This window comes from Bacillus cereus group sp. Bce019 (assembly GCF_051781745.1).
GTDB lineage: Bacteria > Bacillota > Bacilli > Bacillales > Bacillaceae_G > Bacillus_A > Bacillus_A cereus.
Map to the genome: position 1 here is coordinate 18,226 of NZ_JBPWJX010000011.1, position 25,156 is coordinate 43,381.

Genomic DNA, 25,156 nt, shown 5'->3' on the forward strand with positions numbered 1-25,156 from the left:
TTACGATAACTTAAATGGAAGTAAGTTGTGCATAGAAAAGTGAATGTTATCACAATGATACGTTCATGAACAAAATTATTTTTCCTATACAAATATAGCCGCGAATGATGCGGGTAGGAGGTGTTGTACATTTTTGTTCGACACTTACAAAAAGAGAGTGTCAATCGCACGCCCTTGAAGGGCCTTTTTTTGTGTAAATGGTAGTAAGGGAGGAAATTTTGGGATGGCAATGTTGAAAAAGTGGCTGCTTACGTCGTTAATGGCAGTGACACTTGTATTTGTTTCTTTTGCGAATACAGTACATATTACGTTTGCTGAAGGAAATACAGCAAAACTTGCAATTATTGGGGAATCACAAAAGGGCATTATGTTATGTCCGAAAGAAGAGCAAATTAAAGATGGGGAAACAGCTTTAAGTTTGCTGCAAAAGGTCATGGGGGACAAAGTAGAATCTGAAACGATGTCGTTTGGAACATATGTAAAAGGAATCGATGGTTTAATGGCCGGGGCTACAAGTGCTTGGCTATATGATGTAAATGATAAGTCTGCAGAAGTCGGAGCAGATAGTTATAAATTAAAATCTGGAGATGTTGTTGTCTTTCGCTTTGTTTCAGACTGGAGCAATATAAGCCAGGAAACATTGAAAGAAACGTTAGATAAGTTCGGGACGTGTAAAACAGAAGAACCTAACGGTGGCAAACCAGAAGAACCAAAACCAGAAGGTGAAAATGGTAAACCGACAGTCGATCCAAAACCGGAAGGTGAAAATGGTAAACCGACAGTCGATCCAAAACCAGAAGATGAAAATGGTAAGCCGACAGTCGATCCAAAACCGGAAGGTGAAAATGGTAAACCGACAGTCGATCCAAAACCAGAAGGTGAAAATAGTAAACCGACAGTTGATCCAAAACCAGAAGGTCAAGATGATAAAAAAACAGAACAACCAAAGCAAGAGAACATTCAAGATCCAAGTGCACAATTAAACGAAGCCATTTCTAAAACATCAGATAAGATGTTACAAGATGGAATTGAAAGTGACTGGGTAGCTGTAGCGCTTTCTCGTTCTGGAAAGAATGTACCAATTGAGGCAAAATTAAATTATGTTAAGTCAGTAACTGAAAAAGTAGAAAAGCGCATTAATCGTTTTTCAGCGACAGATTTAGCTAGAACAATTATTATGATGAATGCAATGAGTGCAGACCCTAAAAATGTAGGTGGACATAATTTAGTTCAAAAATTGTATGAGTCAGATAAAGTGAATTCTGTTACAGGTTATGCATTTGCTTTACTTGCATTTGATACGAAGAAGTATGAGATTCCAGTTGAATCAAAATGGAACAGAGTTGCTCTAGTGGAAGCACTGTTAAATAATCAGCATACAGACGGTGGATGGACTTATAATAGTTCAGGTAGTAAAGATAGTGCTAGTAGTGTTGATGTAACAGGTATGGTTTTATCAGCATTAGCTCCTTATCAAGAGCGATCAGATGTGAAACCAGCTATACAAAAAGCTGTTGCGTATTTATATAACGAACAGCTGCAAAATGGCGGTTTTTCAGCTGATGGACAAGAAAATTCAAATAGTACTGCGCAAGCAATTATTGGATTATCGCTTGTTAAAGATGTAGATCAAAATCGTCTTCATAAGGCAATGCAAAACCTATTATCATATCAACTTTCAAATGGTGAATTTAAATGGTTACCAAGTGATCAAAATGGTAACGGAATGGCTACAGAACAGGCTCTTTTAGCATTACTTCAATTTAAGGAAATGGGAAAATCTATTTATGATTGGTCTAATGTAGACGCTGGTGATGTAATTAAGCCAAAACCGATTGAAGAGCCAGAAAAGGTCGTTGAACCAGAAAATAATGTAGTAGAAAAAGAAGTTATTGAAGAACCGAAAGAACAAAAACAAGTACAACAAGAAACAAAAGATGAAAATCTAAAAGTAGTTGTAGATAACGAACCGGTTAAGAATAAAAAAATCGGAAACGATAACAGTCTACCAAAAACAGGAGCATCTTCTCATGGCGCAGCAACAGAAGTAGGTATGGGTGTATTATGTATTGCTTCTGCATATGTATTATGGAGACGTAAAGCAGCTTAACAAAAAATTAGGAGCAATTATTTGCTCCTAATTTTCGTATGAAAGGTGAGAGATAGGATGAGTAAGGTGAAATGGTTCATTTCTTTACTGCTTTCGCTCGGGCTACTTGCCGGATGTGAAGAGGCAGCTGTAAAGCCTGAGAAGAAGGTAGAACCGAAGCAAGAAGAGGTAGCGAAACAAGAAGTACAAAAAGATGAAGCGAAGCCGGAAGAAAAAACAGAAGAAAAGCAAGCTGAATCAGAGCAAAAGCAGCAAGAAGAGCAGAAAGAGAAACAAGAACAAAAAGTAGAAGAGAAGGCGAAAGAGGAAAAGCCGCAGGCACAACCAGAGGTAAAGAAAGAAGAGAAACAACAGGAACAACCGAAAGAACAGCCGGCTGTAAATAAGCAACCAGAGCAGCAACAAGCACAAGAAGAGAAACAACAACCGAAAGCACCAGAAGTAAAAGAAGAAGCAAAGGTTGTGAATCAGCCGAAAGAAACACCGAAGCAGGAGCAAAAGAAAAAGCCAGAAGAGAACAATAGTGTACCAGCTCCACCAACACCGGTACCACCACCAAACCCAGTGCCACCACCAGTACCTAAAGCAAAACAAGTAACAATCTCGGTAAAAGGAAATAACGGATATATAATGGGTGCGAAAAAGATGGATGTACAAGATGGCGATACTGTGTATAAAGTATTACAACGTACAGGATTAGATGTTGATGCAAGCGGATCTAGAGATAGTATTTATGTAAAAGGTATTAATGATTTATATGAAAAAGATATTGCGGATACTAGTGGATGGAAATATCGTGTGAACGGTGCTTTTCCAAACCATAGTGCTGGTGTAGCTACGGTAAAACCAGGAGATACAATTGAGTGGGTATACGTATTACAATAAGAAAGGCATTCGGTAAAGGGCTATGAAAATAAGTTTTTCTTCTTTACATCCTTTTGTGAATTTTTTCTATTATATCGGGGTGATGATACTATGTATGATGTGTCTTCATCCTCTTTTTTTAATTGGAGCAATAGTATTAATTATTATGTTAAATGTGATGCAAGGAAATAGCGAAAAGATAAGAAAGATGCTACCGAGCACAATTGTTTTCTTTTTTATGGTAATTTTATTTAATTCGTTATTAACGCATAGAGGTCGAACTACGTTATTTTGGTTAGGTGATAGCCGTATTAAGCTTGAGGCGATTATGTTTGGAATAGTAATGGGGTTATTACTAGTTGCAGTTATGTTTACGTTTGCGTCATACAATGATATTATTTCCAGTCATAAATTTTTATATTTGTTTTCAAGAATTTCACCGAAAGTTGCATTGTTAACGATGATTACAGTGAGATTTGTTCCTTTGTTTATAAGGCGATTAAAGAAAATCACACTCGTCCAAAAAACGAAAGGTGTGCAGGTAGATTCAGGTTCGATAATAGAACGCGTCAAAAATGGTATGCAATTGCTGCAAGTATTATTAATTTGTTCATTAGAAGATGCACTGCAAACGGCAGATTCTATGCAAGCTCGTGGATTTGGTGTAACGAAGCGTACGACGTATATTCGCTATAGAATGGAAAGGCGTGATTGGTATACGCTCAATTATTTAATCATTTTATTTATAGCTGCTATTGTATGTAGTAATTATGGCGGAGGGAAATTGATTATTTATCCGAAAGTCGAATCTATTTTATTCCAGCAATACGATGGAATGATGTTTGTATTATTTACACTGTTTATTAGTTTACCAATTATGATGGAAGGAAGGGAATGGATATGGTGGCGCATGCAGAAATAAACAATTTATCATTTGTATATGCTGATGAAAATAAAAAAGCGTTACAGCATATTTCTCTTTCTGTTCAAAAAGGTGAGTTTATTGCACTTGCTGGAGGATCGGGATCTGGGAAGACGACGTTATTAAAACATTTTAAAAAGGAGTTACTTCCAATTGGTACGCGTTCTGGAGAGATATTTTATGAGGGTGTTTTAATAGAGGAAGTAGCTGATTTGTTATCTGCCCAAGAAATTGGGATGGTATTTCAAAACCCAGAAAACCAGATTGTTATGGATACAGTGATTCAAGAATTAGCATTTTCTTTAGAAAATATCGGATTACCATCACATATTATTCAAAAAAGAATAGCAGAGCTTATTAGCTTTTTAGGATTTCAAGATTTATTGCATCAATCTGTTCATACGTTATCTGGTGGGCAGAAGCAGCTTGTCAATTTAGCTGCGGTATTAGTTATGCAGCCGAAATTGCTATTATTAGATGAACCGACAGCGCAGTTAGATCCAATCGCTGCAAAAGAGTTTTTAGGATTATTAAAACGGATTAATGAAGAACTTGGAATTACGATTATTTTAAGTGAACATCGTTTAGATGAAGTTATCCCGCTTGCAACACGCGTTGTTTGTATGGATAATGGCCGTATTATGTATGATGGTAGTCCTAAAATTGTTATTACGGATATGTGGGGAGTAGAAACATTCCGTCCATTTATTCCGCAAATTCCAAGGCTATTTTTAGAGTGGAATGTGAGAGATATTCCGTTTACAGTGCGAGAGGCGCAAATGAAAATGAATGATTTTGCAGCGATATCATATGTAAATGACCCAATAGCACAAAGTGAAAAGCAAGAGGTAATTTTAAGCGCAGAGCATATTTCGTTCCAATATGAAAAAAATAGTCCGCTTATTTTACGTGATTTATCAGTTTCGATTGAAAAAGGAAAATGGGTAGCGCTCGTTGGGAAGAACGGTACAGGTAAGTCTACACTGTTAACGATTTTAGCAGGATTACAAAAAGCGAGAAGAGGGAAAGTAAAGTGGAACGGAAAAGTGATACATAAAATTGATTCGAAAGAACGATTTAAAAGTATTGGGTATGTATCGCAGCATCCGTATTACCATTTTACATTTGATACAGTATGGGACGAGGTTTATGAACGTGCGCGTGAATTATATGGAGAACAAGGAAAAGAAATAGCAGAAGATACGCTAAAACAGTTTTGGTTGTATTCGCTTAAAGAACGCCATCCGCACGATTGTAGCGGAGGAGAGCAACAATTACTTGCGTTATGTACGACGTTGTTATCAAAGCCGACTTTATTATTACTGGATGAACCGACAAAGGGATTAGATCCATGGAAGAAAGAAAGAGTAGGAGAGCTATTTAGGAAGCTACAAAAAGAAGGTACAACAATTGTAATGGCAACGCATGATATTGAGTTTGCAGCGAAATACGTGGATCAATGTATGATGTTATTTGATGGAACAGTCATTATGAATGATGCACCGAAAGAATTTTTTAGTGGTAACTTCTTTTATACAACATCTATTAACCGATTCATTCGAAAAGAATTGCCATATGCATTAACGTGGGAGGATGTGTACGAAGCGTGTCCAAACGATATGTTGCATTCATAATATGTATCTTTGCAGTAATAATCGGCACATTGCTTTTTACGACACTTGTTATGGACGGTTATTACATGTTAAGTAGTTTGTTTCTATTAGCGGTTATTATGTTACCTTTCTATATCCGTTTTGAAAGAAAGGCGTTTGTTTCACGTGAAATTGTTCTCGTTGCTGTATTAGCGGCAATTGCAGCAGTAAGCCGGGTGCCATTTTCTATTTTACCAAGTGTACAACCAACTTCTTTTGTCATTATCGTTTCTGCAATTGTATTTGGAAGTGAAACTGGTTTTATGATTGGTGCTACAGCAGCAATCGTATCTAATATTTTTTTAGGACAAGGTCCATGGACACCGTGGCAAATGTTTTCGTGGGGCATGATTGGTTTTATAGCAGGTTTACTTCGTAATACATTTTTTATGAAAAAGCTATGGGGAAGACTTCTTTACGGTGTAATTGTTGGCTTTTTATTTGGCTGGATTATGAATTTCTGGGGCCTTCTCGTTTTTATACGAGAAGCAACATGGGAAACTGTCATTTCGTATTATATCGCAAGTTTTTACTTTGATTTGAGCCATGCGATTTCGAATGTTATTTTCTTATTACTATTTAGTACTTCATGGATTACGATTCTTACAAGATTTAAAAAGAAATATGGTATATTAGATGAGCATAACGTGACATAGAAAAGCATACTCATATAAGGTAGGGTCGCGACTTACATATTCGTTTGCCTCTTTCATGCTTCTTACATATTGTAAGGAGCATTTTTTTGTCAAAAAATCGATTTAATATACATCCGTTATTATATAAAATTATTTGTATAATTGTAGGTGAGAACTTCTTTCAAAAGGGAGGTGTATAGTTAATGAAGTTAGTTATTCCGAAGCAACATGGTGCATGGGCTATGCTTGTTATTCCTTTTTTATTAAGTGTCATACTTGGGAAACCTACTATTTATCATATTCCATTGTTTTTAGCGTGGTTCTTTATCTATTTAGCTACGTACCCATTTCTTACGTACATAAAGCAAAGACGAAAAAAAGAGTTTTTACAAGTTGCCATTATTTATTTTATTATTGCGTTCCTATTTGGGATGATTTCTTTATTATATGAGTGGCGAATTCTTTTATTCGTAATAGTAATGATTCCATTATTTATAGTGAATATGTATTACGCTCGTCAAAAAAATGAAAGAGCACTATTAAATGATATTTGTGCGATTATTGTGTTTTGTATCGGTGGGTTAATTAGTTATTACTTTTCAATGAAGCAAATCGATCATACAGCTATATTCATTGCGCTTATTTCATTTTTATACTTTTTAGGTAGTACGTTCTATGTGAAAACGATGATTCGTGAAAAAAATAATCCGAAGTATCGTCTTATATCTTGGGGATATCATATCGTATTAACGATAATTGTATTTGCGATTAATCCGTGGTGTTCTCTTATTTTTATACCAAGTGTCATTCGAGCAATTGTGTTGTATGGTAAAAAAATTTCTATTATAAAAGTAGGAATTTTAGAAATTGCTAATTCTGTATATTTTTTAATCATAACGGCAATAATTATGAAGTATGCCATTTGAAAAAACTTCCCATCTATTGATGGGAAGTTTTTAATCTTTTTCTAAAATGTGAACGGTGTACTCACAACGTTGAATAGCTTGTTCAACAGCATAAAGTGATTGTTCAATACGAGCGCGATTAAAATCTTTTTCAACTGTTTCGAGCGCTTCTTCTAAACAATTTTTAGCTTCTTGTAATGATTGAAAAGAATCTTGTACATATCCGCGAGCATTTTGATGCATTTCATAATCCTCCTTGCATGTTCGTATATGGGTAGTATGAACAGTAAGGAAGAAAATATAATTTGTTATATTCATTATATTTGTTTGACAATTAAAGTGGAATTACGTATAGTAAGAATTAAGTGAATATTTTCTTATCCAGAGAGGTGGAGGGACTGGCCCGATGAAACCCAGCAACCGCGATGCAGGTGCTAATTCCAGCAGAACATATTTGTTCTGGGAGATAAGACGAAGATATATACGTAACTTCTTCTTATCGGAGAGGTTTTTTTATTGCAAAAAAACCGATTACGAAAATTTATATTAAGAAGAAAGGGGTTGCGCATTACTGTGACACTCGAAAAATACGTAAAACTGCGTAGTACAGTTTATGAATATATGATAGAGCAAGATAAGCCGATATCATTGTTAGATATTCAAGAACATATCGTTTCGCATCATGAAGGAAAATTCACGAAAAAGATGTTGCATCAATTTTATTTATCAAGATTATTAGACGAACTAAAACTGGATGGGAAAATTACATTAGCTGATGAATATCTCTATGCTGAAAAAGGGGTATTGTATAAGGCGAGAAAAGGGAGCTAAGCTCTCTTTTTTTCTTAAAATAACGGAGTATGTAGAGTAAAAGACTGCTAAAGCAGCCTGATACAGGGAATGGTGTTGAGTGTGTAGTGTCAAAAATTGAATGTGCCTGAAAGAGGCCATTCATATCGGCTGCAAATGAAAAGAGACACCTTCGCCGAATAGGTGTCAGTCGTTTTGTCACGTAGACTTGCTACTTAACAGTAATTAGAATAACATGCAGGATTTTTGAAGTCAAAAGGGAATTAAAGGAAGGGGTACAATTATGTACGCTTACTTATTAAAAGATATAACGAAATGGATCCCAAAGTACATTGTAGATAAGGGATATGAATATTATGAAGATGGGCATGTAGAAGATGTTGAAATACAAGATAAAAAAGTGTTTGCTTTCGTTACTGGAAATGCAGGGAATTATGAAGTAGTTATCGATCTCGAAGATTTTTCAGAAAGTAACTGTGAGTGTCCCTATGAAAATTATTGTAAACATATGGCGGCAGTTGTTTATGATATTCAAGGTGCTGGTGAGAGTGCAGTTAAAGAGAAACTGAAAGATTTAGAAAAAGAAGAGTTACTTATATTATTAAATCGATTGTTGCAAAGTTCGAAAAACGTACAAATTGTAGAGAAGTTATTAAAGAAGGAGAAACTTTAACGTATAGAGGGAGTTGTTTTGTAGTGAACGTACTAATTATATATGCTCATCCTAACCCTTCAAGTTTTAACGCGGCGATTTTCAATCATGTGCAAAAAGGACTACAGGAAACAAATCATTCAGTTACCGTACTTGATTTATACAAAGAACAATTTGATCCAGTCCTCGTATTTAATGAAGAGAAGAAAAGACGCGATTTAGTAAATGAAGAGGAAACAGCTCGGTATAGAACGTTAGTAGAAGAAGCAGATACACTTCTATTCATCTATCCAATATGGTGGTGGGGGATGCCAGCAATTTTAAAAGGATTTATCGATCGTATTTTCGTAGCTGGATTTGCTTATAAATATGAAGGGGCTCTGCCGAAAGGATTATTGCAAGGGAAAAAAGCATGGGTTATTAATACGTTAGACTCGCCTATATGGTACGTCGCATTGTTATATCGATCAGCAGATTGGATTATGATGAAGAGAGGTATTTTACGTTTTTGTGGCATTCGCGATATAAAACGGTCAGTGTTTCAATCTGTGAAAACGAGTAAAGTATCAAAGCGTGAGAAATGGTTATTACAAATAGAAGAAAAGGCTCGTGCATTATGAATGAAGTCGATCGTATTATAAACTGTGTTCAGTATGATGGCGAACTTTTTCGGAAGTATGTTACGTGTTTACTTCAATTGAAAAAATGCAGCGAAACATTTCAGCAAATTCAAATAGAGTTAAGAAATGAGTATTTAATAAGAGGAATTTGTGAAAGAGAAGTAGATGAGATAGTAAGGGGAAGTAAAGAATATGAAATGCATTTTCTTCCTAAAGCGTTACAGTGGAATTTTTTGAGGGAACATCCACACCTGATCGGAAAAATTTGCGAAGATTTTTTTGCATTTGAGTCATTACACATTACGGACATAGAGTGGAAGACAGTTATAAATTGCATGGGAAATAAATGATTTATTATGTAAAAAAGCTAGTATAAAACTAGCTTTTCGTTTAAATAAATAAGAAGCATAGACTAATGATAAAACCCGCATATAGTAAGTTCACAACACAAAATCCCATAATGTCACGAGCACCTAAACCAGCTATCGCTAATGCTGGTAATGCCCAGAAAGGTTGAATTAAATTCGTCCAAGCATCGCCCCATGCAATTGCCATTGCTGTTTTTGCAGCAGGTACACCAAGTTCAGCGCCAGCTGGAATCATAATTGGTGCTTGCACAGCCCATTGACCGCCGCCAGATGGAACGAAAATGTTAACAATGCCAGCACTTAAAAATGTAAAGAGCGGAAAAGTCGTTTCATTTGAAATGCTAATAAAGAAATTAGAAATAGCTCCTCCAAGTGAAAGTCCTTCACTATTTGCTCCAATCATCATGCCCATAATTCCTGCGTAAAACGGAAATTGAAGTAAAATGCCAGAAGCACTTTTGGTAGAGTCTGAAAAAGCACGAATATACTGAATCGGAGTACGGTGGAAAATAAGACCTGCAATTAATAACATAAAAATCACGATATCGAGAGTAAGGTTAAAACCTTTCGTATAAAAGTAATTGAAAATATAAATGAGACCTAACAATCCAACGCAAAGTGTAATAATGATGCTATTTTCCATTTTTTCAGCGAATGTATTTTTTTCTACTTCTTGAGCAGCAGCTTCTTCATGGAACACGCTAGGATCTACAGTTATCGTATGTTTTTCATCTGGATGCATCGCTTTATTAATGAGAGGCATCGTAACGAGAAAAATAATAACTGGAACAAGAGCGTATGGTGAGAATAACGTTTCTGTTATCGGAATCGCCTCTTTAATACTTCCAGCAGTCGTTTTAATTAACGTTTCACCGCCTGTTGCTAAAGTAAGAGGGATAGAGGCAGAAAGACCGGCATGCCAAATGAGAAATCCAGAGTAAGAAGAGGCAATTGCTAGTCTATAATCTAATCCGTCCAGCTGCCTTGCCACTTCTTTTGCGTATAAAACAGATACAACAATTCCAAAGCCCCAGTTTATGTATGCACCGAGTAAACTTACAATTGAAATGGCAATAATGCCTTGTCCAGTTGTTTTTGGTAGTCTGGCAGCTTTCGTTAATCCTTTTTTAATAAGAGGAGCATTTGCTAAAGCAGATCCAGTCACGAGTACAAGTGCCATTTGCATAGAAAAGGCGAGGAGTCCCCAAATTCCATTACCCCAGTGATTAATCATTTCTACAGGTGTTTGGTGAGTCGCAAACATACCAAAGAAGATAACGAAAACAGTTAGTAAACATGATAAAATAAACGGTTCTGGCAAGAAGCGTTGCACTAAGGCGACGCAACCATTTGTAAAGGAACGAAACAAAATAGATCAACCTCCTTATGTATATGTATTACAATTATTCGAGGTTGTTTAGGAGATAACCTTCATTGTAAAGAAAATTCAGATATTTACAGAGTGGTAATTTATTGATAGATTGATATAGAGCCTCGTATCAAATTCTGCTTTTAGTATACTAGAAGAAAACGGCTGGAAATGGGGTAGCACTTATAGGGATAGTATAGAGAAAGGTTACTAGCTGGCTTCAAAGCAACTGTTGCAAACTGGTCAAAAAATAAAGTTCATCATCCCGGAAGAAACTTTATTTTCATCTATAGAAGAAATTTTCGACCAATATGAACAGACAATCTTTGTAAGGGAAGTGTTTTAATACATTCTCCAAAAGATGTGGATGTATTAGTTAAACGCTCAATTAAAATTGTAAACTGCTTATAAAATTTTCGATAGGTGTATTTTAGGTAATTGTTTTTTCAATATCTTCTAATAACAAAAAGATAATTGGTATAGTAGTCTAAATAATGTACTGTAATGAAAAAGCTTCCACTACTGTGGAAGCTTTTCTAAATGATGTGCAATATCAATATACATATTTGAGTAAATCGAATGTATTTCATTACTTGGCGTTGCGTTAGAAGAGAAATGAACGATCACCATATTTGCTTTCGGATCGATGTAAAGTGTTTGTCCGTAACTACCTAATACTTCGAAAGCACCTTGTTCATTGTGCGGAATCCACCATTGATTATGATAAGAAATGGAAGCTCCAGGGCCAATTGCAAGTTCACCTTCTTGGACATTTTTTATATCTTCAGTAATAGAAGAAGGGAGAATTTGTTTTCCGTTATATTCCCCGTTGTTTAATAGTAATTGCCCGAATCTCGCCATATCTCTAGCAGTTGTATTTAATCCAGCACTAGCTTGTTCTACTTTTGTTTCATCTGTAACGTAATACGCGTTTTCTTCCATACCAATTTGAGACCAAATTCGTTCGCTTACATTTTCAGCTAGTGATTTACCAGTAATAGTTCTAATAATCCAAGCGAGCGTTTCTGTTGATCCGTTATTGTAAGAAAAGGAAGAACCAGGCGGTGCAGTTTCTTCGGCTTCCCGTAACATATCATAAATTTTCATCGGACCGTCGTAATTTTTGCCGCGGGGTAAAATATTGCTAGCTAAATATAATTGTGCATCTTGATTTTCTAGCCCAGGTTGCTCATATCCATGAGTAGGATATTCAGCTGAAACTTGCATGTCCATTAATTGCTGAAGTGTGGCATTACCGAACGGTGTGTTTTTTAATTCTTTTATGTAAGTGTCAGCTGTTTTCTCTAAATCGATACGATTCTCTTCAGCGAGAGATTGTATAATTGCCCCGGTAAAGACTTTTGCTAATGATGCCATACCATGAGGTTCATTCTGTTTATACCCATTGAAATATCGTTCGTAAACAAGTTGTCCATTATGTACAACGACAAAAGCATCTGTTTTGTTATCATCTAAAAGTTTTTTTAGAGGAGTTGTATTTCCGAATCTACGCTCCACAGCAAAATCGTCTAAGTTTTGCAATGCGGAAGGGAAGTGAGCAATTTGGTCAGGATTGTTTTTTACGTCATTAACTAAAGTGAATTCTTTCATGTGTGTGTACGACCAACGTAAGTAAGGGTCATTTAACCAGTTTTCTTTTGTCACATTATGTTTTGATGGGGTCGTTTTATTTTGTTTGAAGTAAGTAAACCCAAGCCCTGTAATTACAAATATGAATGTTAGTATAAGTAAGAGTAGGGGAGATTTTTTTAGTTTCATATATGGCCCTCCTTTTTATTTCTACTATAAGTATACGCTCGTCTTGAAAGAAATACAAAATAAGGAAAGTAAACGGGGAAGTTTACTTTCCTTATTAACGTTAAGCGGAAATTTTTCCGTCTGTAGGTTGTTTCTTGAATTTTTGTTTTCGTCCGTGTAATCCATAATATAAAAGTAAAGTGAACGCAACGATAATAGCTGCGATAAAATACATATTATGATAACTGGATTTCGCTGCGACAATACCTAAAATGAAAGAACCAAAACCAATACCACTATCAAAGAATGAGAAATACGTAGCTGTCGCAGAACCACGTCTATGGTTTGGAGCGGCAGAAATCGCAATCGTTTGGAAACTCGGAATTAATGTCCCGTAACCTAAACCGATTAGCATACCTGCGCCAAGGAACCAAAATGAAGTTTGTGCTTGGCTTAATATGAACATTCCGATTGTGAAAATAATGATAGCAGGGTAAACGAGTACATTTTCACCGAAGCGATCAAAAATCTTTCCTGTAAATGGACGAGAAATGACAACAACAAGTGCGTATAAAATAAAGAAGTAACTTGCAATTTCACTTAAACCGAGTTCTTTCGCATAAATAGGAATAAAGGATAAAATACCACTATAAGAAAAGGCTAAAACAAATCCTGTAAGTGCAATCGGAATAGAAGATGGTTCGATTAAGTCTTTCCATTTCATTTTTTCACGTTTTTGTTTGCTAACAGGTGCTTCGTGCGGAATATCTACAAGTAGTCCTAATAAAAATGCAAGTAATGAAAATACGGAACAAACGATAAATAATACAGTAAACGAAAAATGAGAAATAATTGTTAAACCTAAAAAAGGACCAATTACCATCGGCAGACTCATAAATACGCCGAAATATGCAAGCGCTTCGCCTCGTCGATGAGCTGGCGCAACATCAGTTACAATCGTACCAGTAGCTGTCGTTGCCATCCCGAACCCAATACCGTGCAAGAAGCGAAGGGCAAGTAATAAGAATAAACTTTGCGCACCGAAATACATAACAGTAGCGGCTAAAAATAATGAAAGTGAAATAAATAATATTTTCTTTCTTCCTAAATCATCGAGCCATTTTCCTGTGAATGGTCTACATAAAACAGAAGAAATAAGAAACACAGTTGCAACTAAACCAATTTCCTCAGGTTTTCCTTTTAGCCCGTCTATAACATAGACAGGCAGAGTAGTCATAAGCATGTAAAATGTTAAGAAGAGAAATAGACTACTAAAACAAGTTCCGAGGAAATCCTTCGTCCAAAGTTTCTCACTTTGCATCGTCATCCCTCCAATTTAATCTAAATTTTTAATAATTTGTTGTAACACTTGAAATGCTTGATGTAAATCATCTTCATTAATACCTTCTAGCGTTTTTTCTTCGAAAGTATCAACTTCTTCTTGCCATACTGGAATCATCTTTATCGCTGTTTCGGATAAAGAAATGAGCTTCTCGCGGCGATCTTTACCTTCTGTACGAATAATCCATCCCATCGTTTCCATACGTGTTAACGTACGAGTCATCGTTGGTGATTCAACATTTAAATACTGGCATAATTCTGTTTGGGTACAAGAACCAGTTTGATTAATGCGGAAAATAACAGCCCATTGCGCACTAAATAACCCTGTTGGAGATACACGTTCATTAAATTTCTTCGTAAACTTTCGAGAAGTCTGGCTGACGATGTGAAAAAAATGTTGTTTTTCGTCCATGTATTTTGATCCTTTCAAATTAGTTACCTAGCTAACTATATACTTTTTTATAATAATTGTCTAGTAATAGACATGTTGATTTATGTAAAAAATTCTTATAGGTTTTATGTTGCGAACGTATATTCTACGTGCTATTCTTTAATTAAGTAAAGAATTTTCTTTCTATTAAATAGAATGGGGGAACTTGTGATGATTAAGCCTGCAACAATGGAGTTTGTTTCACTATCGAACGGAGAAACGATTGCATATCAGGAAGTTGGAAGGCGAAATACAGATATTCTTGTACTCATTCACGGGAACATGACATCGTCACAACATTGGGATTTAGTTATTGAAAAGTTGCAAGATCAATACCATATTTACGCTCTTGATTTAAGAGGGTTTGGACAATCAACGTATAATCAGTCGATAGATTCATTACAAGACTTTGCAGAAGATGTAAAATTATTTATCGACGAGTTAAAGCTAGAGAAATTTTCATTAATGGGCTGGTCAATGGGTGGTGGCGTTGCGATGCAATTTACAGCGAATCACCCAACTTTTGTAGAAAAGTTAATTTTAGTAGAATCAGTAGGAATGAAAGGATACCCAATCTTTAAAAAAGATACGAATGGGCAGCCGATTGTATCAAGTTTAGTAAAGACGAAAGAAGAAATTGCGCAAGATCCAGTACAAATCGCTCCAGTATTAGATGCGATAAAAAATATGAACAAACTATATTACCGTACAGTATGGAATCTATTAATATATACACATAATCAACCTGAACCGGATCGTTATGAAAAGTATTTAGATGATATGTTAACGCAACGTAATTTCGTAGATGTGAATTATGCGCTCATTACATTTAATATTTCAGATGAACATAATGGGGTTGTAGAGGGAAGTAAACAAATTCATCGTATTAAAGCGCCAACACTCGTCATACAAGGTGATAGAGATTATGTCGTACCGCAAGTAGTCGGTGAGGAATTAGCGAAACATTTGCCAAATGCAGAGTTGAAGGTATTAGAAGATTGCGGACACTCGCCGTTTATTGATTGTTTAGATGTATTTATAAAACATGTAGAGGATTGGTTAGAACAGAAATAATCCCCGAAATGAGAAGTGTTGCATATACTATAACATTTGTATGTATAAGGGGGAGATTATCAATGCATAAACCATCCTTAATCGCTTATTCGCCATATAATCATCATATCTATACAAAAATAATGATAGATCCGATGTATATGCAAGTTTCACCAGCTGTAGTTCCTTTACAAATGCAGCAGCCACTAACAGCTCATATGCAACATTACTTATATGGACCTTCATTTTATGAAAATCCATATTTTAAACACTTTCATTACAATGTGAAAGCGCAAGTTTGGGAAGGATAAGATAACAAGCTAAAAGGTTCATTCTTTTAGCTTGTTTTTTATTGCGAATATTCGTACACGCATTTGAAGAAACAGTTTATAATGAAAAGTGGAAGCGTGAGAAGGAGAGGGACAGAGGATGTCAATGCGTTTTACTTTTTGGATTATGGTTGGGATTGTAGCAATCTCGGGTTTGTCACAAGGAATGCTCTTACCGGCCATTGCAATGATTTTTGAACAAGAAGGGGTTAGTTCAAGTATTAATGGTATTCATGCGACGGCATTGTACATTGGGATATTAGTTATTTCGCCGTTTCTTGAAAAACCGATGCAAAGGTTTGGAATGAAGCCGATTATTGTTATAGGTGGGTTTCTCGTTATTATTTCATTATTCTTTTTTACACAAACATTTTCATTTTGGGTATGGTTTATCCTTAGATTTCTAGTTGGAGTTGGAGATCATATGCTTCATGTCGGAACACAAACATGGATCACGACAACATCAGACCCAAGTAAAATAGGGAGACAAGTATCGATATACGGTGTATTCTTCGGAATTGGTTTTGCCGTTGGTCCGTATTTAGCAAGCACTGTGCAGTACGGTCTTGCAACGCCATTTATTATATCTACTATACTTTGTTTAATAGGTTGGCTTTTACTACTTCCAACAAAAAATGCATTCCCAGCGCAAGATGAAAGAGAAGTGAAGAGTGAATCATCATTTTCTCGTTATAAACAAGTTGTTGGAATAGGATGGATTGCACTGCTAGGACCACTTGCATATGGCGTACTTGAAGCAATGTTAAACAGTAACTTACCAGTATACGCACTTCGTAAAGGGTGGTCTGTTTCAGATGTATCCTTCTTGTTACCAGCATTTGCAGTTGGGGGTATTATTACACAAATTCCGCTCGGTATATTAAGTGACAAATACGGAAGGGACCGTATATTAACGTGGACGTTTAGCATAAGTACGGGCATTTTTCTACTTGCCGCCGTATTTGATCAATATTACTGGATCGTCTTTGCCTGCATGCTTTTAGCGGGTATGGTTATTGGATCGTGCTTCTCTTTAGGGCTTGGATTTATGACTGATTTATTACCGAGACATCTACTACCGGCAGGTAATATATTATCCGGAATCGCTTTTAGTTTAGGAAGTATTATGGGACCTGTATTAGGCGGCGTATTTATAGAAAAAATACAGTATACAAGCTTTTTTATTGCGGTTATGATTATAATGGGAATTCTCGCAATGTTATATATGGTCTACATGAAAAATCAATTCGCATCAAGAAAAATAGAAAGTAGGTTAGGGCATGACAAAACAACCTAATAAAAAGAAATTTGAAGTACTTGAAAATGAAACAATTACAGACTGCTTAGCACGTATGGAACAAGAAGGCTACGCTCCGTCTCGTCGTATGGAAGAGCCAATCTTTCATGAAGTAAAGAAAGACGGCAAAACAGTAGTTGAGCCGTGCGGTAGGAAGATTGTTTTTGAAGGGAAATTGAAGTAATCCAATAACAAATTCTCTTTATAGTATAGAGCCATCCAATAGTTGGGTGGCTTGTTTTTTTATTAATCAATGAAGGAATTGAATAGAATGAATCTCTCGTTCATTTCTCCTAATTGGCTTCTTTATATGGGGCAAAAGATTGCTACTTTTTTCGTATATTGGTAAAATAAGTTCTTGGGTCTTACTTATTGTTATCGGTATAATGTTTGTCGCTTGAATGAAAGAAATTAGTTGCAAAAATTTCGCACTATGTAAAGGGGTACAGCAACGACCCCTTTTTTTGGAGGCACCTTAAACATAAAGCGAGAGAAGAGGCTATATGAACGATTCTCCTATCTTGTTTAAATATTAAACGAGTTATTGCAATTGGAACAGGTATATCAAACTAGTCGACATCCTGATGGATCATCTTTTTCTAGTAATCTATCACTTCTGATGGAATCGATAGATTGCTAGAAAGCGGAAAATAATTATTAGTATATTCCGAAGCAGGTGTAACAGAGTGTCCTTCCATAATTAAGGGTAAAACCAAAATACGTTGTTGTAAAGAATGATTTGTTAGAACTAGTTATAAGGAATAAAACAGAAAAGAGGATTACATGTTAGATACTTTACAGAGAAGTAAAAAGTTTTTTTTAGTATGTCTTATTTTTTTAGTGCTTTTAACCGCTTGTGGTAATACTGATGTTAAGACATCTAAAGCTTCATTACCACCGGCTGAATCCAATATAGATACATCATTAAAAGCACCAAATTGGGTAGAGAAAAGTCCTATCCAACAGTCTCCTAATTTTACGGAAGATAAAAAAGTACAATCGGTTGTGAATTTAATAGCAACGGGTGATAATTTATATCATGACGCAGTAATTAAAGATGGCAAACAAAAAGACGGTTCATATGATTATAATTATATTTATGAAAATATCAAAAAAGCTGTTAAATCAAGTGATCTTGCTATAGTGAACCAGGAGACTCCGATTGCCGGAAATAATTTAAAAGTACAAGGATATCCGACTTTCAATACACCTGAAGAAGTAGGCCAATCTTTAGTGGACACTGGATTCAATATAGTGACGCAAGCGACAAATCACGCTATGGATATGGGGATTAAAGGTGTTGCGAATACAAGAGAATACTGGAAGAAATATCCGGATGTTATCCCGGTAGGTATTAATGAGAGTAAAAACGAGCGTAATGAAATAAAAACGATTACAAAAAATGGTATTCGTTTTGCGTTACTCAATTATACATATGGTACGAATGGAATTAAAATTCCAGCTGATAAGTCTTGGGCTTTAAATTTAATTGATAAAAAAGCGATACAAAATGATGTGGAAAAGGCGAAGAGTAGCTCTGATATGGTAATTGTTATGGTGCATTGGGGAGTAGAATATACCTCAACACCTTCAAAGCAACAAAAAGAAGTTGCTCAATATTTAACAGATTTAGGTGTAGATGTAGTAATTGGAAATCATCCACATGTAATTCAACCAATTGAGTGGAAACAAAATAAAGATGGACATGAAACGCTAATCTATTATTCTCTTGGAAATCTTATTTCTGCGCAAGAAAAACTAGAAACATTGGTTGGAGGATTATCTTATGTACAATTTGTTAAGTATGAAGATAAAACTTTTGGTATACGACAAGCGGCAATCGTACCGACAGTAACCGACTATGCCGATGGTAAGAAACAATTTAAAATTCAATTTTTAAAAGATTATTCGGATGAAAATTCTAAAAAACATGGAATTAAAAAATTTGTCGGCCCCGTTTCTTTGAAGGATTTCAAGGAGATTCCTAGAGACGTGTTGGGAAATTGGTATAAAGACTAATAAACAAAAAGGGAATGAGATACAATTAAAAAATTTATAATTTTAGCATTGGTATTAGCAATGGGATGGAGTCTTGCTGCTTGTAGTGGAAAGCAAACATCTCAGGAAACTACTAATAATAACGATAAAAATAAAAATGAAATACATGCGAAGAAAAAAGATGTTTTACCTATCTCTGATGTTAATGATTGGAGAATTATCCTTGTAAATAGAGAGCATATGTTATCAAAGGAACTAGGAATTGAATTAACAAGTATCACCCAAAATGCGAAGCCAAATATGAAAATAGATAGTAGAATTGCAACTTCCTATCAGGATATGGTAGCAGCTGCAAAAAAAGAGGGAACCAATCTTTATTTAAGATCAGGTTATCGAGCTATAAAATTACAACAAACGTATTATGATGCTTCAGTTAAAAGCTATAAATCTCAAGGTTTGTCGGATAAAGAGGCTAGTGCTAAGGCATTGGAATATCTTCAGTATCCTGGTGCAAGTGAACATCATACTGGATTAGCGTTAGACATTATTTCAGTTGAATGGCAGAATACTGTAGAGGATTTAAATGCAAAATTTGAAACTACCGATGCATTCAAATGGTTAGATAAGAATGCTGCAGAATATGGATTTATTCTCCGCTATCCAAAAGATAAAGAGAATATTACTGGCATTAAGTATGAGCCATGGCACTATCGTTATGTAGGGAAAGAAGTTGCTGTTTATCTAAAAGAAAAAGGGTTAACTTTAGAAGAATATAACGAAAAAATTAAATCTGGTAAGTAAAAATATGCTTTAATTTTATTAAACATTATGCACTGCTACAAGAAAAGGTGAATCTGAGGATGTGTTAACCTTCCGCCTAGTATTGTAAAAACTGAGTATGATAATTTGAGCACGTATGAACCAGTTATCGTGTAAAAAGATGTATGTATTAAGAAATTAAAGTTAAGGATCTGATATTCATATCAGATCCTTTTTCTATTGTTCTTTTAAGCGCGACTGAGCCAAAATATTGGAATGAATATAGAAATAAAACAGCCTAAGGAATAGTATAACGAATCAGGGAGCCTACTCGTACGCTTCATTGGGATTATCCAGAAATAGTTGTTGATGAAATAAGAAAGAACTGGTCTTACTCTCAAGCAAGGATTTAATACGAATGAATTGGATAAAAGGTAGTAATAAAAAACACTGCGCCTGGCAGTGTTTTTTATTATTTCTGCACATAAATACATAGTCATATTGATTAAAGTTTCACTTTATTGAAGAAAAATGCGAAAGCCATTCATAAAATATGGAAATGTTAAAATCCCTTTGATAAAATAGCAATATGTAAAAAAATTATTTGTTAATTCTTAATGTAATGAATATTCATATTTAAATATACGAATTTAACTACATAGTTATTGCGCTAAAGGGGGAGAAAGATGTTAGATGAATTGTACAATGCTTTTTTAAATGCGTCTGGTTTTACAGAAAGTGCGAGGAAAAGAGATCGGTATGATGATTTACATGATTATTTAAAAGATAAAGAAAGAGAGTTAAAGCAATTCATTCAAGAGGCTGAATCAGCGAAGAGAGAGTATGAGAGTAAAAGTAATGGCTTAGAAGCTAATAAAATTCCGGCAGTTGAATTTGAACAAAAACGTCATGAAAAGGATGAAGAATTACATACAGTATTATCCTATTTTAAAAGTGCATTAAGCGATGTTGGATCTGCAAAAAGTACAGCTTATGCAAAGTATTTGGAATATAAAGCGAAAGCAGAATCAGAGAAAGCGTCAGCATACGCTGCAGCGACCAAGGCTTTTGAAGAAAAGAAAAAGGAATTTGAAAAACTTATCCATTAAGCATACAAAGAATGGAGGGAACCAACATGAGTGGTAAAGAGGTTGAAATTATAGGAAGTAACACTGCAAGTGCCATTTCTTACGCACAAAACATTGAAAATGGTATGAAGGATTCTTTAAACCAAGCGAAAGACTTAAAAGCATATGTCACAGGTGCGAAATGGAATGGAAAAACGAGAGATGCATTTTTAAGTTATCTTGATTTGATCATTCAATATAATTCAGAAATGGTAGAGGCATTTGAAGGACATACGAAAGCTTTGAAAGAGTTAGATAAAAGCATTCAAACGTACGGAGATAAATCGGAAGTAAGGGCGATAAAACAACTGTGATGGAGAAACGAGGGATAAAAGAATGGGGAAAGAAATGAGTTTTGCACCTGCTGAATTATATGTTCTCGCAGGTGCAGCTGGGGTTACCGATATATTTGGATTGCCAAACCGTGACGCAATTATTTTACTTGATGCAGAATGTGTCACGAAAGCAACTACGAGTTTAAAAGAAAAAGGCCTACTTACAAGTGAAAATGGAATTACCCCTGCAGCTTTTCAAATAATTGAACTATTAAAGGAATATGAAAATTGTCATGAATACACGAGAATGAATAATGTATTAATTGGCTTTTTGAAAGAGGATAAAGACCGAGTGGCTGTATTAACGGAAATAGAGCCAAATAAAAAATACGAGATCGACTACATACCAAAGCCAGACGTATATTTTTCCTTATTAACACGCATCCCTTTCTTATTGAGAGAACCGAGGGAAATAGAAGATACATTTTTCTCAAAGAGAATGACAGAAGAAGAACAACAAACATTTGAGGAAAAAGATTTATCAAATAAAGACGTTATAGCGATAGAAACGTATACGAGGCCTCGAAGTAATAGAGGAGGAAAATGGGAATGTTTCTTATATTTTACTGAAGGAGAAGATTTCGTTCAAATAGATGTAGATCGTAATCGATATGACTGGGTGAGCCTCTATGCGATTAATAAGAAATTGTATGACGTGTTAAAAATGCCATATAAAAAGTTAATTGACCCGAGACAATTCTCGTTAGGAGGTATTCAATAATGCAAGTATCAATGGGAGATAGTGGTTCTGGTGGTGGAGAAGAAGTATTAGTTAATTTTCAAGAACTACTTGATATAGTAATGAAGTTAGAAAATATATATAAAATCCATGTAGACGTCATTGGAACGAATATTGAGAGTTTATTAAGCTGTGATTTTTATCAAAAAGGTGAAGCGATGAGAGTAATTGAAAAATATCCTGATATATTACACAAAACACTAGAATTGGCTGAACACTATTCTAGGTCAGCGACAGTTGTAGGAAATGTATGTGTAGAAATGCTTGAAAAGGACGAACAATTACGTGAAATATTAAGTAAGTTGTAGAAATCACCATACGGCTGGGGGGATGAAAACGAGATGGATGTGAAATATAGACCTGAACCATGGCAAAACATGGGGGATGGTATGAATCGAATTACAAAAGATGCACTCATGAAATTACGGGAAGCAAATGAATCATTAAAAAGAATTGATGGAAGAATACGAGATTTAGACTCGGATGGTAGTATCCATTTTAATCCTAAAGATCAATCGCAAAAAATCGGGGAATTACTTGATAGTTATACGACATTACAAAAATATTGCGGAGAAGCAGGGCAATTAGTCTCTGAACATATAGATAAACCTTTTTTAGTAGAAATGGATAAATTCGCTCAAAAAATGAGAGATACATCTATTCTCAGTTTTGAAACAAATAACCGAATTGGCTCTACAACAACGACAGTATTACCAGGTGCGCATGCAGGCTACGGAAGTGTACCACAAACAATACAGAAGAAGAAAGATAAAATAACAGTAGAAGATATTTTTAGAGATTCACCTGCATTTGATAACGTACTGAGAGGGGAATACAAAGAACTAAAAAAACAAAATCCAGATGCAAAATTAAATTATGAAGAATACAAGAAAGTAGTCCCATCCACACGAGGATTTGAATACAAATCGATAGAAGATGAACAGAAAAAACTAGAAATGGTGCGAGACATAGGAATAGGCGTAGGAATCATCATCACAACAATCCTTTGTCCACCACTCGGGGCCGCTGCCGCAGTAGTATACGGCGCTGTACAAATAAAAAGTGGTATCGACGGAGAAGACTGGGGAACACACCGGAAATTGAGCCAAGAAGAGCGGGTAGGAAACATCATTTTTGGCGGATTAGATGCAATCCCAGTTGTGGGAGCGGTAGGAAAAGGAGTAAAAGCATTCAAAGGCACGAGTGAATTAGCTGATTTAGCGAAATTATTAAAATTCAAAGAAGGAATGCCTGGTTTTAATCCAAATTTGGGTAAAAATGTGGTACAATCGCTTAAGGAAAATAAGAATTTAAAAAATGCACTAGATGCTATGAAAAATACTCCTATTCCAGTAGCAGTTAGGACGGTGGATACTGGAATAGGAATGAAGCTTCCTTATATAGAATCTTCAACTGTTGGAGAAGTAGCTGGAAAGTTTTCAAAGGCAAGTACGGCAGCTAAGGATGACGCTTATCAACTTGCTAAGGGTAGTGATGGTTCAGGAGTTAGTAAGGAAGGTAGTGTGGCTAAGGGTACGGGTAAAGAAAGTAAGATTGATATTGGTAAAACTGATATAGATGCACTAAGGAAAAAATGGAATGTTCCAGAAACTGAAACAGTGGCAGTTGGAAAAACTGATGTAAAAGGATTAGAAGATTTGAATTTTGAAGGAGGATCGCCGAAAGTACGAAAAGAAGCTGGATTACCTGATTTAGATGAAGTAATGCCTGACAGGAATATTAAAGCCCCAGGGACTAACCCATTGTTCACTAGGCATGCAGAGGAAGGGGTTCTGAATGAATTTGATTCAGCAGTAATAAAGGCAGGTATAAAACCAGAAGATGTAACAGGAACATTAAAACTTCATCAATCGAATCCTTCAGGTGTATGTAGAAAGTGTTATCAAGGATTAGCGAACGATAAAGTTCCGCCTGGTGTGTTAAAGCAATTAAGTTTAAAATATCCTAATCTAAAAATCGAAGTAACATCGGAAACCGATGAAAGCATTAAAGTAACTGGTAGGCTTAGTCTAATGATTAAAAATGGAAAGTATATTGATTAGTTGGAGGTTAATTATGGCTAATACTAACTTTAGTAGTTTAACAGAAGATGGTAAAGTAATATTTTTTCTTGGACTTTCAGAAAAAGTTTTGTCGGTATTTTCTCAAAAGGAAGATCAAATTTTAGCCCAGGAAGTTATATTTAAATGTTGGGAATGGCTAAAAGGTAAAGAAAATATAGGGGATATTCTTTATGAATTATTAGATAATGAGGAAAATGGTATAACAATAATTCAAGAGATGTCAGATAATGAAACAGATGTCATAGCTTGGAACTGTGTTATTGATGCAGTTGCTTATACTAGTAGAAAAGCATTTGAAAGAGAAGGTGTCAAATATTATCCAGAACCAATTGCTTTAGTTGATGATACATTAGTAGACCATTTTATGGATTGTTTCGCGAAATGTATAGAGAATTCAGATAGTTATATTCAGAGAATAAATTTTTTATTGGATGATTATAAGAATGGGAATATTGCGAGTGATTTGCGGACAGAAGTTTTAAGGGAATTACAAATACAAAATTAACTATTACTCTATTATTTTATGAATTTTTTTTGATTAGAGTTATCAAATTAGAAAAGGATGTTTGCAGTTTAGAGTTGCAAGAATTCCTATTATGCATAGAAAAAGCACTTGATTTCCTTTTAGGTAACAAGTGCTTTTGTTTTCTTATAAAGTATTTATGTCTGAACGATTAAAAATGCTTACTTGAAATTCAAAATTCATGATGGTTGTACCATCATGACATATTGTTTTAATACAGGTTTTGTGAGAAAAGTATGATAAATAGGCGAGATGACATTTTACTGGTTCACGAATATAAACACATGGAATGGATATAAAACTAACGAACTCGTACAAACTCGTAAATTTTAACGTAGTAGTTGTTACCACATATAAAAGGTGTCATACTGTTACTACAAAACTTACAAATTTATGCTGCTTAAAAACAGATGAAACTTAAAGCACTTGATTGTCTATTTGAACAACAAGTGCTTTTTGCGTTTTAGCGTAGAAAT

Annotated in this window: 27 protein-coding genes and 1 riboswitch; of the genes, 22 read left to right on the top strand and 5 right to left on the bottom strand. The window is 35.2% G+C overall.

Annotation, left to right across the window (positions count from 1 at the left end; genetic code table 11):
* Nucleotides 1-223: 223 nt before the first annotated feature.
* From ACS2QP_RS16020 to ACS2QP_RS16045, 6 genes are all read left to right on the top strand, one after another.
* Nucleotides 224-2,110, top strand: coding sequence for a DUF4430 domain-containing protein (locus ACS2QP_RS16020; RefSeq protein ID WP_438882599.1), 1,887 nt, complete (start codon nucleotides 224-226; stop codon nucleotides 2,108-2,110).
* A 57-nt stretch (nucleotides 2,111-2,167) separates the two neighbouring features.
* Nucleotides 2,168-2,995 carry a DUF4430 domain-containing protein gene (locus tag ACS2QP_RS16025; protein WP_438882600.1) on the top strand — a complete coding sequence of 276 codons (828 nt, stop codon included), beginning with the start codon at nucleotides 2,168-2,170 and terminating at the stop codon, nucleotides 2,993-2,995.
* 22 nt (nucleotides 2,996-3,017) lie between these two features.
* Nucleotides 3,018-3,896: an energy-coupling factor transporter transmembrane component T gene (locus ACS2QP_RS16030; protein WP_031312309.1), complete on the top strand. Its 879-nt coding sequence runs from the start codon at nucleotides 3,018-3,020 to the stop codon at nucleotides 3,894-3,896.
* Nucleotides 3,869-5,530 (top strand): ABC transporter ATP-binding protein, encoded by a 1,662-nt coding sequence (locus ACS2QP_RS16035; protein ID WP_142408764.1) that lies wholly within the window; start codon nucleotides 3,869-3,871, stop codon nucleotides 5,528-5,530. Before ACS2QP_RS16030 ends, ACS2QP_RS16035 begins: the two co-directional genes overlap by 28 nt.
* Nucleotides 5,503-6,204 (top strand): ECF transporter S component, encoded by a 702-nt coding sequence (locus ACS2QP_RS16040; protein ID WP_332284535.1) that lies wholly within the window; start codon nucleotides 5,503-5,505, stop codon nucleotides 6,202-6,204. The genes ACS2QP_RS16035 and ACS2QP_RS16040 overlap by 28 nt, the downstream gene beginning before the upstream one ends.
* A gap of 182 nt (nucleotides 6,205-6,386) precedes the next feature.
* The gene (locus tag ACS2QP_RS16045) at nucleotides 6,387-7,109 is read left to right on the top strand and encodes a YwiC-like family protein (protein WP_332284537.1); all 723 of its coding nucleotides are present in this window, start codon (nucleotides 6,387-6,389) and stop codon (nucleotides 7,107-7,109) included.
* 30 nt (nucleotides 7,110-7,139) lie between these two features.
* Here the strand turns inward: ACS2QP_RS16045 and ACS2QP_RS16050 are convergent, their stop codons facing one another.
* Nucleotides 7,140-7,331, bottom strand: coding sequence for a hypothetical protein (locus ACS2QP_RS16050; protein WP_000554032.1), 192 nt, complete (start codon nucleotides 7,329-7,331; stop codon nucleotides 7,140-7,142).
* 131 nt (nucleotides 7,332-7,462) lie between these two features.
* Nucleotides 7,463-7,561, top strand: a riboswitch (SAM riboswitch).
* A 100-nt stretch (nucleotides 7,562-7,661) separates the two neighbouring features.
* Between ACS2QP_RS16050 and ACS2QP_RS16055 the strand changes: the two genes are divergently transcribed.
* The 4 genes from ACS2QP_RS16055 to ACS2QP_RS16070 all read left to right on the top strand — a co-directional run bounded on the left by ACS2QP_RS16055 (nucleotide 7,662) and on the right by ACS2QP_RS16070 (nucleotide 9,520).
* Nucleotides 7,662-7,919 (top strand): hypothetical protein, encoded by a 258-nt coding sequence (locus ACS2QP_RS16055; protein ID WP_000171476.1) that lies wholly within the window; start codon nucleotides 7,662-7,664, stop codon nucleotides 7,917-7,919.
* A gap of 262 nt (nucleotides 7,920-8,181) precedes the next feature.
* Nucleotides 8,182-8,571 (top strand): SWIM zinc finger family protein, encoded by a 390-nt coding sequence (locus tag ACS2QP_RS16060; RefSeq protein ID WP_438882601.1) that lies wholly within the window; start codon nucleotides 8,182-8,184, stop codon nucleotides 8,569-8,571.
* Between the two features lie 23 nt (nucleotides 8,572-8,594).
* Nucleotides 8,595-9,170 carry an NAD(P)H-dependent oxidoreductase gene (locus ACS2QP_RS16065; protein WP_438882602.1) on the top strand — a complete coding sequence of 192 codons (576 nt, stop codon included), beginning with the start codon at nucleotides 8,595-8,597 and terminating at the stop codon, nucleotides 9,168-9,170.
* Entirely contained in the window at nucleotides 9,167-9,520 is a 354-nt protein-coding gene (locus ACS2QP_RS16070) for a group-specific protein (RefSeq protein WP_438882603.1), read from the top strand. Before ACS2QP_RS16065 ends, ACS2QP_RS16070 begins: the two co-directional genes overlap by 4 nt.
* Before the next feature lie 40 nt (nucleotides 9,521-9,560).
* Here ACS2QP_RS16070 and ACS2QP_RS16075 read toward each other — a convergent pair whose 3' ends face one another.
* From ACS2QP_RS16075 to ACS2QP_RS16090, 4 genes are all read right to left on the bottom strand, one after another.
* On the bottom strand, nucleotides 9,561-10,907 hold the full coding sequence (locus tag ACS2QP_RS16075) for a short-chain fatty acid transporter (RefSeq protein ID WP_098583556.1): 1,347 nt from the start codon (nucleotides 10,905-10,907) through the stop codon (nucleotides 9,561-9,563).
* Nucleotides 10,908-11,426: 519 nt separating this feature from the next.
* Complete coding sequence (locus ACS2QP_RS16080; protein WP_438882604.1) at nucleotides 11,427-12,686, bottom strand: serine hydrolase domain-containing protein; 1,260 nt, start codon at nucleotides 12,684-12,686, stop codon at nucleotides 11,427-11,429.
* A gap of 100 nt (nucleotides 12,687-12,786) precedes the next feature.
* On the bottom strand, nucleotides 12,787-13,986 hold the full coding sequence (locus ACS2QP_RS16085; RefSeq protein WP_001190318.1) for an MFS transporter: 1,200 nt from the start codon (nucleotides 13,984-13,986) through the stop codon (nucleotides 12,787-12,789).
* Between the two features lie 15 nt (nucleotides 13,987-14,001).
* A complete protein-coding gene (locus ACS2QP_RS16090) occupies nucleotides 14,002-14,418 on the bottom strand; it encodes a MarR family winged helix-turn-helix transcriptional regulator (RefSeq protein ID WP_000343680.1) in 417 nt (138 codons plus the stop codon).
* 189 nt (nucleotides 14,419-14,607) lie between these two features.
* Here ACS2QP_RS16090 and phaZ point away from each other — a divergent pair, with 189 nt between their 5' ends.
* The 12 genes from phaZ to ACS2QP_RS16150 all read left to right on the top strand — a co-directional run bounded on the left by phaZ (nucleotide 14,608) and on the right by ACS2QP_RS16150 (nucleotide 24,662).
* The gene (gene phaZ / locus ACS2QP_RS16095) at nucleotides 14,608-15,510 is read left to right on the top strand and encodes an intracellular short-chain-length polyhydroxyalkanoate depolymerase (protein WP_058839534.1); all 903 of its coding nucleotides are present in this window, start codon (nucleotides 14,608-14,610) and stop codon (nucleotides 15,508-15,510) included.
* Nucleotides 15,511-15,572: 62 nt separating this feature from the next.
* Nucleotides 15,573-15,800 (top strand): hypothetical protein, encoded by a 228-nt coding sequence (locus ACS2QP_RS16100; protein WP_000549500.1) that lies wholly within the window; start codon nucleotides 15,573-15,575, stop codon nucleotides 15,798-15,800.
* A gap of 118 nt (nucleotides 15,801-15,918) precedes the next feature.
* The gene (locus ACS2QP_RS16105; RefSeq protein ID WP_000062797.1) at nucleotides 15,919-17,115 is read left to right on the top strand and encodes an MFS transporter; all 1,197 of its coding nucleotides are present in this window, start codon (nucleotides 15,919-15,921) and stop codon (nucleotides 17,113-17,115) included.
* Nucleotides 17,099-17,299: an NETI motif-containing protein gene (locus tag ACS2QP_RS16110; protein ID WP_000166303.1), complete on the top strand. Its 201-nt coding sequence runs from the start codon at nucleotides 17,099-17,101 to the stop codon at nucleotides 17,297-17,299. The genes ACS2QP_RS16105 and ACS2QP_RS16110 overlap by 17 nt, the downstream gene beginning before the upstream one ends.
* 599 nt (nucleotides 17,300-17,898) lie before the next feature.
* Nucleotides 17,899-19,134 carry a CapA family protein gene (locus ACS2QP_RS16115; RefSeq protein ID WP_000887606.1) on the top strand — a complete coding sequence of 412 codons (1,236 nt, stop codon included), beginning with the start codon at nucleotides 17,899-17,901 and terminating at the stop codon, nucleotides 19,132-19,134.
* A gap of 48 nt (nucleotides 19,135-19,182) precedes the next feature.
* Entirely contained in the window at nucleotides 19,183-19,914 is a 732-nt protein-coding gene (locus ACS2QP_RS16120; RefSeq protein WP_438882605.1) for a M15 family metallopeptidase, read from the top strand.
* 644 nt (nucleotides 19,915-20,558) lie between these two features.
* The gene (locus ACS2QP_RS16125; RefSeq protein WP_103622672.1) at nucleotides 20,559-20,981 is read left to right on the top strand and encodes a hypothetical protein; all 423 of its coding nucleotides are present in this window, start codon (nucleotides 20,559-20,561) and stop codon (nucleotides 20,979-20,981) included.
* A gap of 26 nt (nucleotides 20,982-21,007) precedes the next feature.
* On the top strand, nucleotides 21,008-21,313 hold the full coding sequence (locus tag ACS2QP_RS16130) for a WXG100 family type VII secretion target (protein ID WP_000014535.1): 306 nt from the start codon (nucleotides 21,008-21,010) through the stop codon (nucleotides 21,311-21,313).
* Nucleotides 21,314-21,335: 22 nt separating this feature from the next.
* Entirely contained in the window at nucleotides 21,336-22,055 is a 720-nt protein-coding gene (locus tag ACS2QP_RS16135; RefSeq protein ID WP_438882606.1) for a DUF5081 family protein, read from the top strand.
* Entirely contained in the window at nucleotides 22,055-22,381 is a 327-nt protein-coding gene (locus ACS2QP_RS16140) for a hypothetical protein (protein WP_001198201.1), read from the top strand. The genes ACS2QP_RS16135 and ACS2QP_RS16140 overlap by 1 nt, the downstream gene beginning before the upstream one ends.
* Before the next feature lie 33 nt (nucleotides 22,382-22,414).
* Nucleotides 22,415-24,136: a hypothetical protein gene (locus ACS2QP_RS16145; RefSeq protein ID WP_438882607.1), complete on the top strand. Its 1,722-nt coding sequence runs from the start codon at nucleotides 22,415-22,417 to the stop codon at nucleotides 24,134-24,136.
* A gap of 13 nt (nucleotides 24,137-24,149) precedes the next feature.
* Nucleotides 24,150-24,662: an Imm6 family immunity protein gene (locus ACS2QP_RS16150; protein ID WP_078384807.1), complete on the top strand. Its 513-nt coding sequence runs from the start codon at nucleotides 24,150-24,152 to the stop codon at nucleotides 24,660-24,662.
* Nucleotides 24,663-25,156 lie beyond the last annotated feature (494 nt).

Excerpts from the sequence above, each read along its gene's own strand:
- ACS2QP_RS16035 (WP_142408764.1), top strand. The coding sequence starts at position 3,869 with ATGGATATGGTGGCGCATGCAGAAATAAACAATTTATCATTTGTATAT.
- ACS2QP_RS16100 (WP_000549500.1), top strand. The coding sequence starts at position 15,573 with ATGCATAAACCATCCTTAATCGCTTATTCGCCATATAATCATCATATC.
- ACS2QP_RS16115 (WP_000887606.1), top strand. The coding sequence starts at position 17,899 with ATGTTAGATACTTTACAGAGAAGTAAAAAGTTTTTTTTAGTATGTCTT.
- ACS2QP_RS16140 (WP_001198201.1), top strand. The coding sequence starts at position 22,055 with ATGCAAGTATCAATGGGAGATAGTGGTTCTGGTGGTGGAGAAGAAGTA.
- ACS2QP_RS16025 (WP_438882600.1), top strand. The coding sequence starts at position 2,168 with ATGAGTAAGGTGAAATGGTTCATTTCTTTACTGCTTTCGCTCGGGCTA.
- ACS2QP_RS16135 (WP_438882606.1), top strand. The coding sequence starts at position 21,336 with ATGGGGAAAGAAATGAGTTTTGCACCTGCTGAATTATATGTTCTCGCA.
- ACS2QP_RS16150 (WP_078384807.1), top strand. The coding sequence starts at position 24,150 with ATGGCTAATACTAACTTTAGTAGTTTAACAGAAGATGGTAAAGTAATA.
- ACS2QP_RS16070 (WP_438882603.1), top strand. The coding sequence starts at position 9,167 with ATGAATGAAGTCGATCGTATTATAAACTGTGTTCAGTATGATGGCGAA.
- ACS2QP_RS16125 (WP_103622672.1), top strand. The coding sequence starts at position 20,559 with ATGTTAGATGAATTGTACAATGCTTTTTTAAATGCGTCTGGTTTTACA.
- ACS2QP_RS16090 (WP_000343680.1), bottom strand. The coding sequence starts at position 14,418 with ATGGACGAAAAACAACATTTTTTTCACATCGTCAGCCAGACTTCTCGA.
- ACS2QP_RS16110 (WP_000166303.1), top strand. The coding sequence starts at position 17,099 with ATGACAAAACAACCTAATAAAAAGAAATTTGAAGTACTTGAAAATGAA.
- ACS2QP_RS16145 (WP_438882607.1), top strand. The coding sequence starts at position 22,415 with ATGGATGTGAAATATAGACCTGAACCATGGCAAAACATGGGGGATGGT.
- ACS2QP_RS16030 (WP_031312309.1), top strand. The coding sequence starts at position 3,018 with ATGAAAATAAGTTTTTCTTCTTTACATCCTTTTGTGAATTTTTTCTAT.
- ACS2QP_RS16020 (WP_438882599.1), top strand. The coding sequence starts at position 224 with ATGGCAATGTTGAAAAAGTGGCTGCTTACGTCGTTAATGGCAGTGACA.
- ACS2QP_RS16080 (WP_438882604.1), bottom strand. The coding sequence starts at position 12,686 with ATGAAACTAAAAAAATCTCCCCTACTCTTACTTATACTAACATTCATA.
- ACS2QP_RS16105 (WP_000062797.1), top strand. The coding sequence starts at position 15,919 with ATGTCAATGCGTTTTACTTTTTGGATTATGGTTGGGATTGTAGCAATC.
- ACS2QP_RS16050 (WP_000554032.1), bottom strand. The coding sequence starts at position 7,331 with ATGCATCAAAATGCTCGCGGATATGTACAAGATTCTTTTCAATCATTA.
- ACS2QP_RS16045 (WP_332284537.1), top strand. The coding sequence starts at position 6,387 with ATGAAGTTAGTTATTCCGAAGCAACATGGTGCATGGGCTATGCTTGTT.
- phaZ (WP_058839534.1), top strand. The coding sequence starts at position 14,608 with ATGATTAAGCCTGCAACAATGGAGTTTGTTTCACTATCGAACGGAGAA.
- ACS2QP_RS16085 (WP_001190318.1), bottom strand. The coding sequence starts at position 13,986 with ATGCAAAGTGAGAAACTTTGGACGAAGGATTTCCTCGGAACTTGTTTT.
- ACS2QP_RS16130 (WP_000014535.1), top strand. The coding sequence starts at position 21,008 with ATGAGTGGTAAAGAGGTTGAAATTATAGGAAGTAACACTGCAAGTGCC.
- ACS2QP_RS16060 (WP_438882601.1), top strand. The coding sequence starts at position 8,182 with ATGTACGCTTACTTATTAAAAGATATAACGAAATGGATCCCAAAGTAC.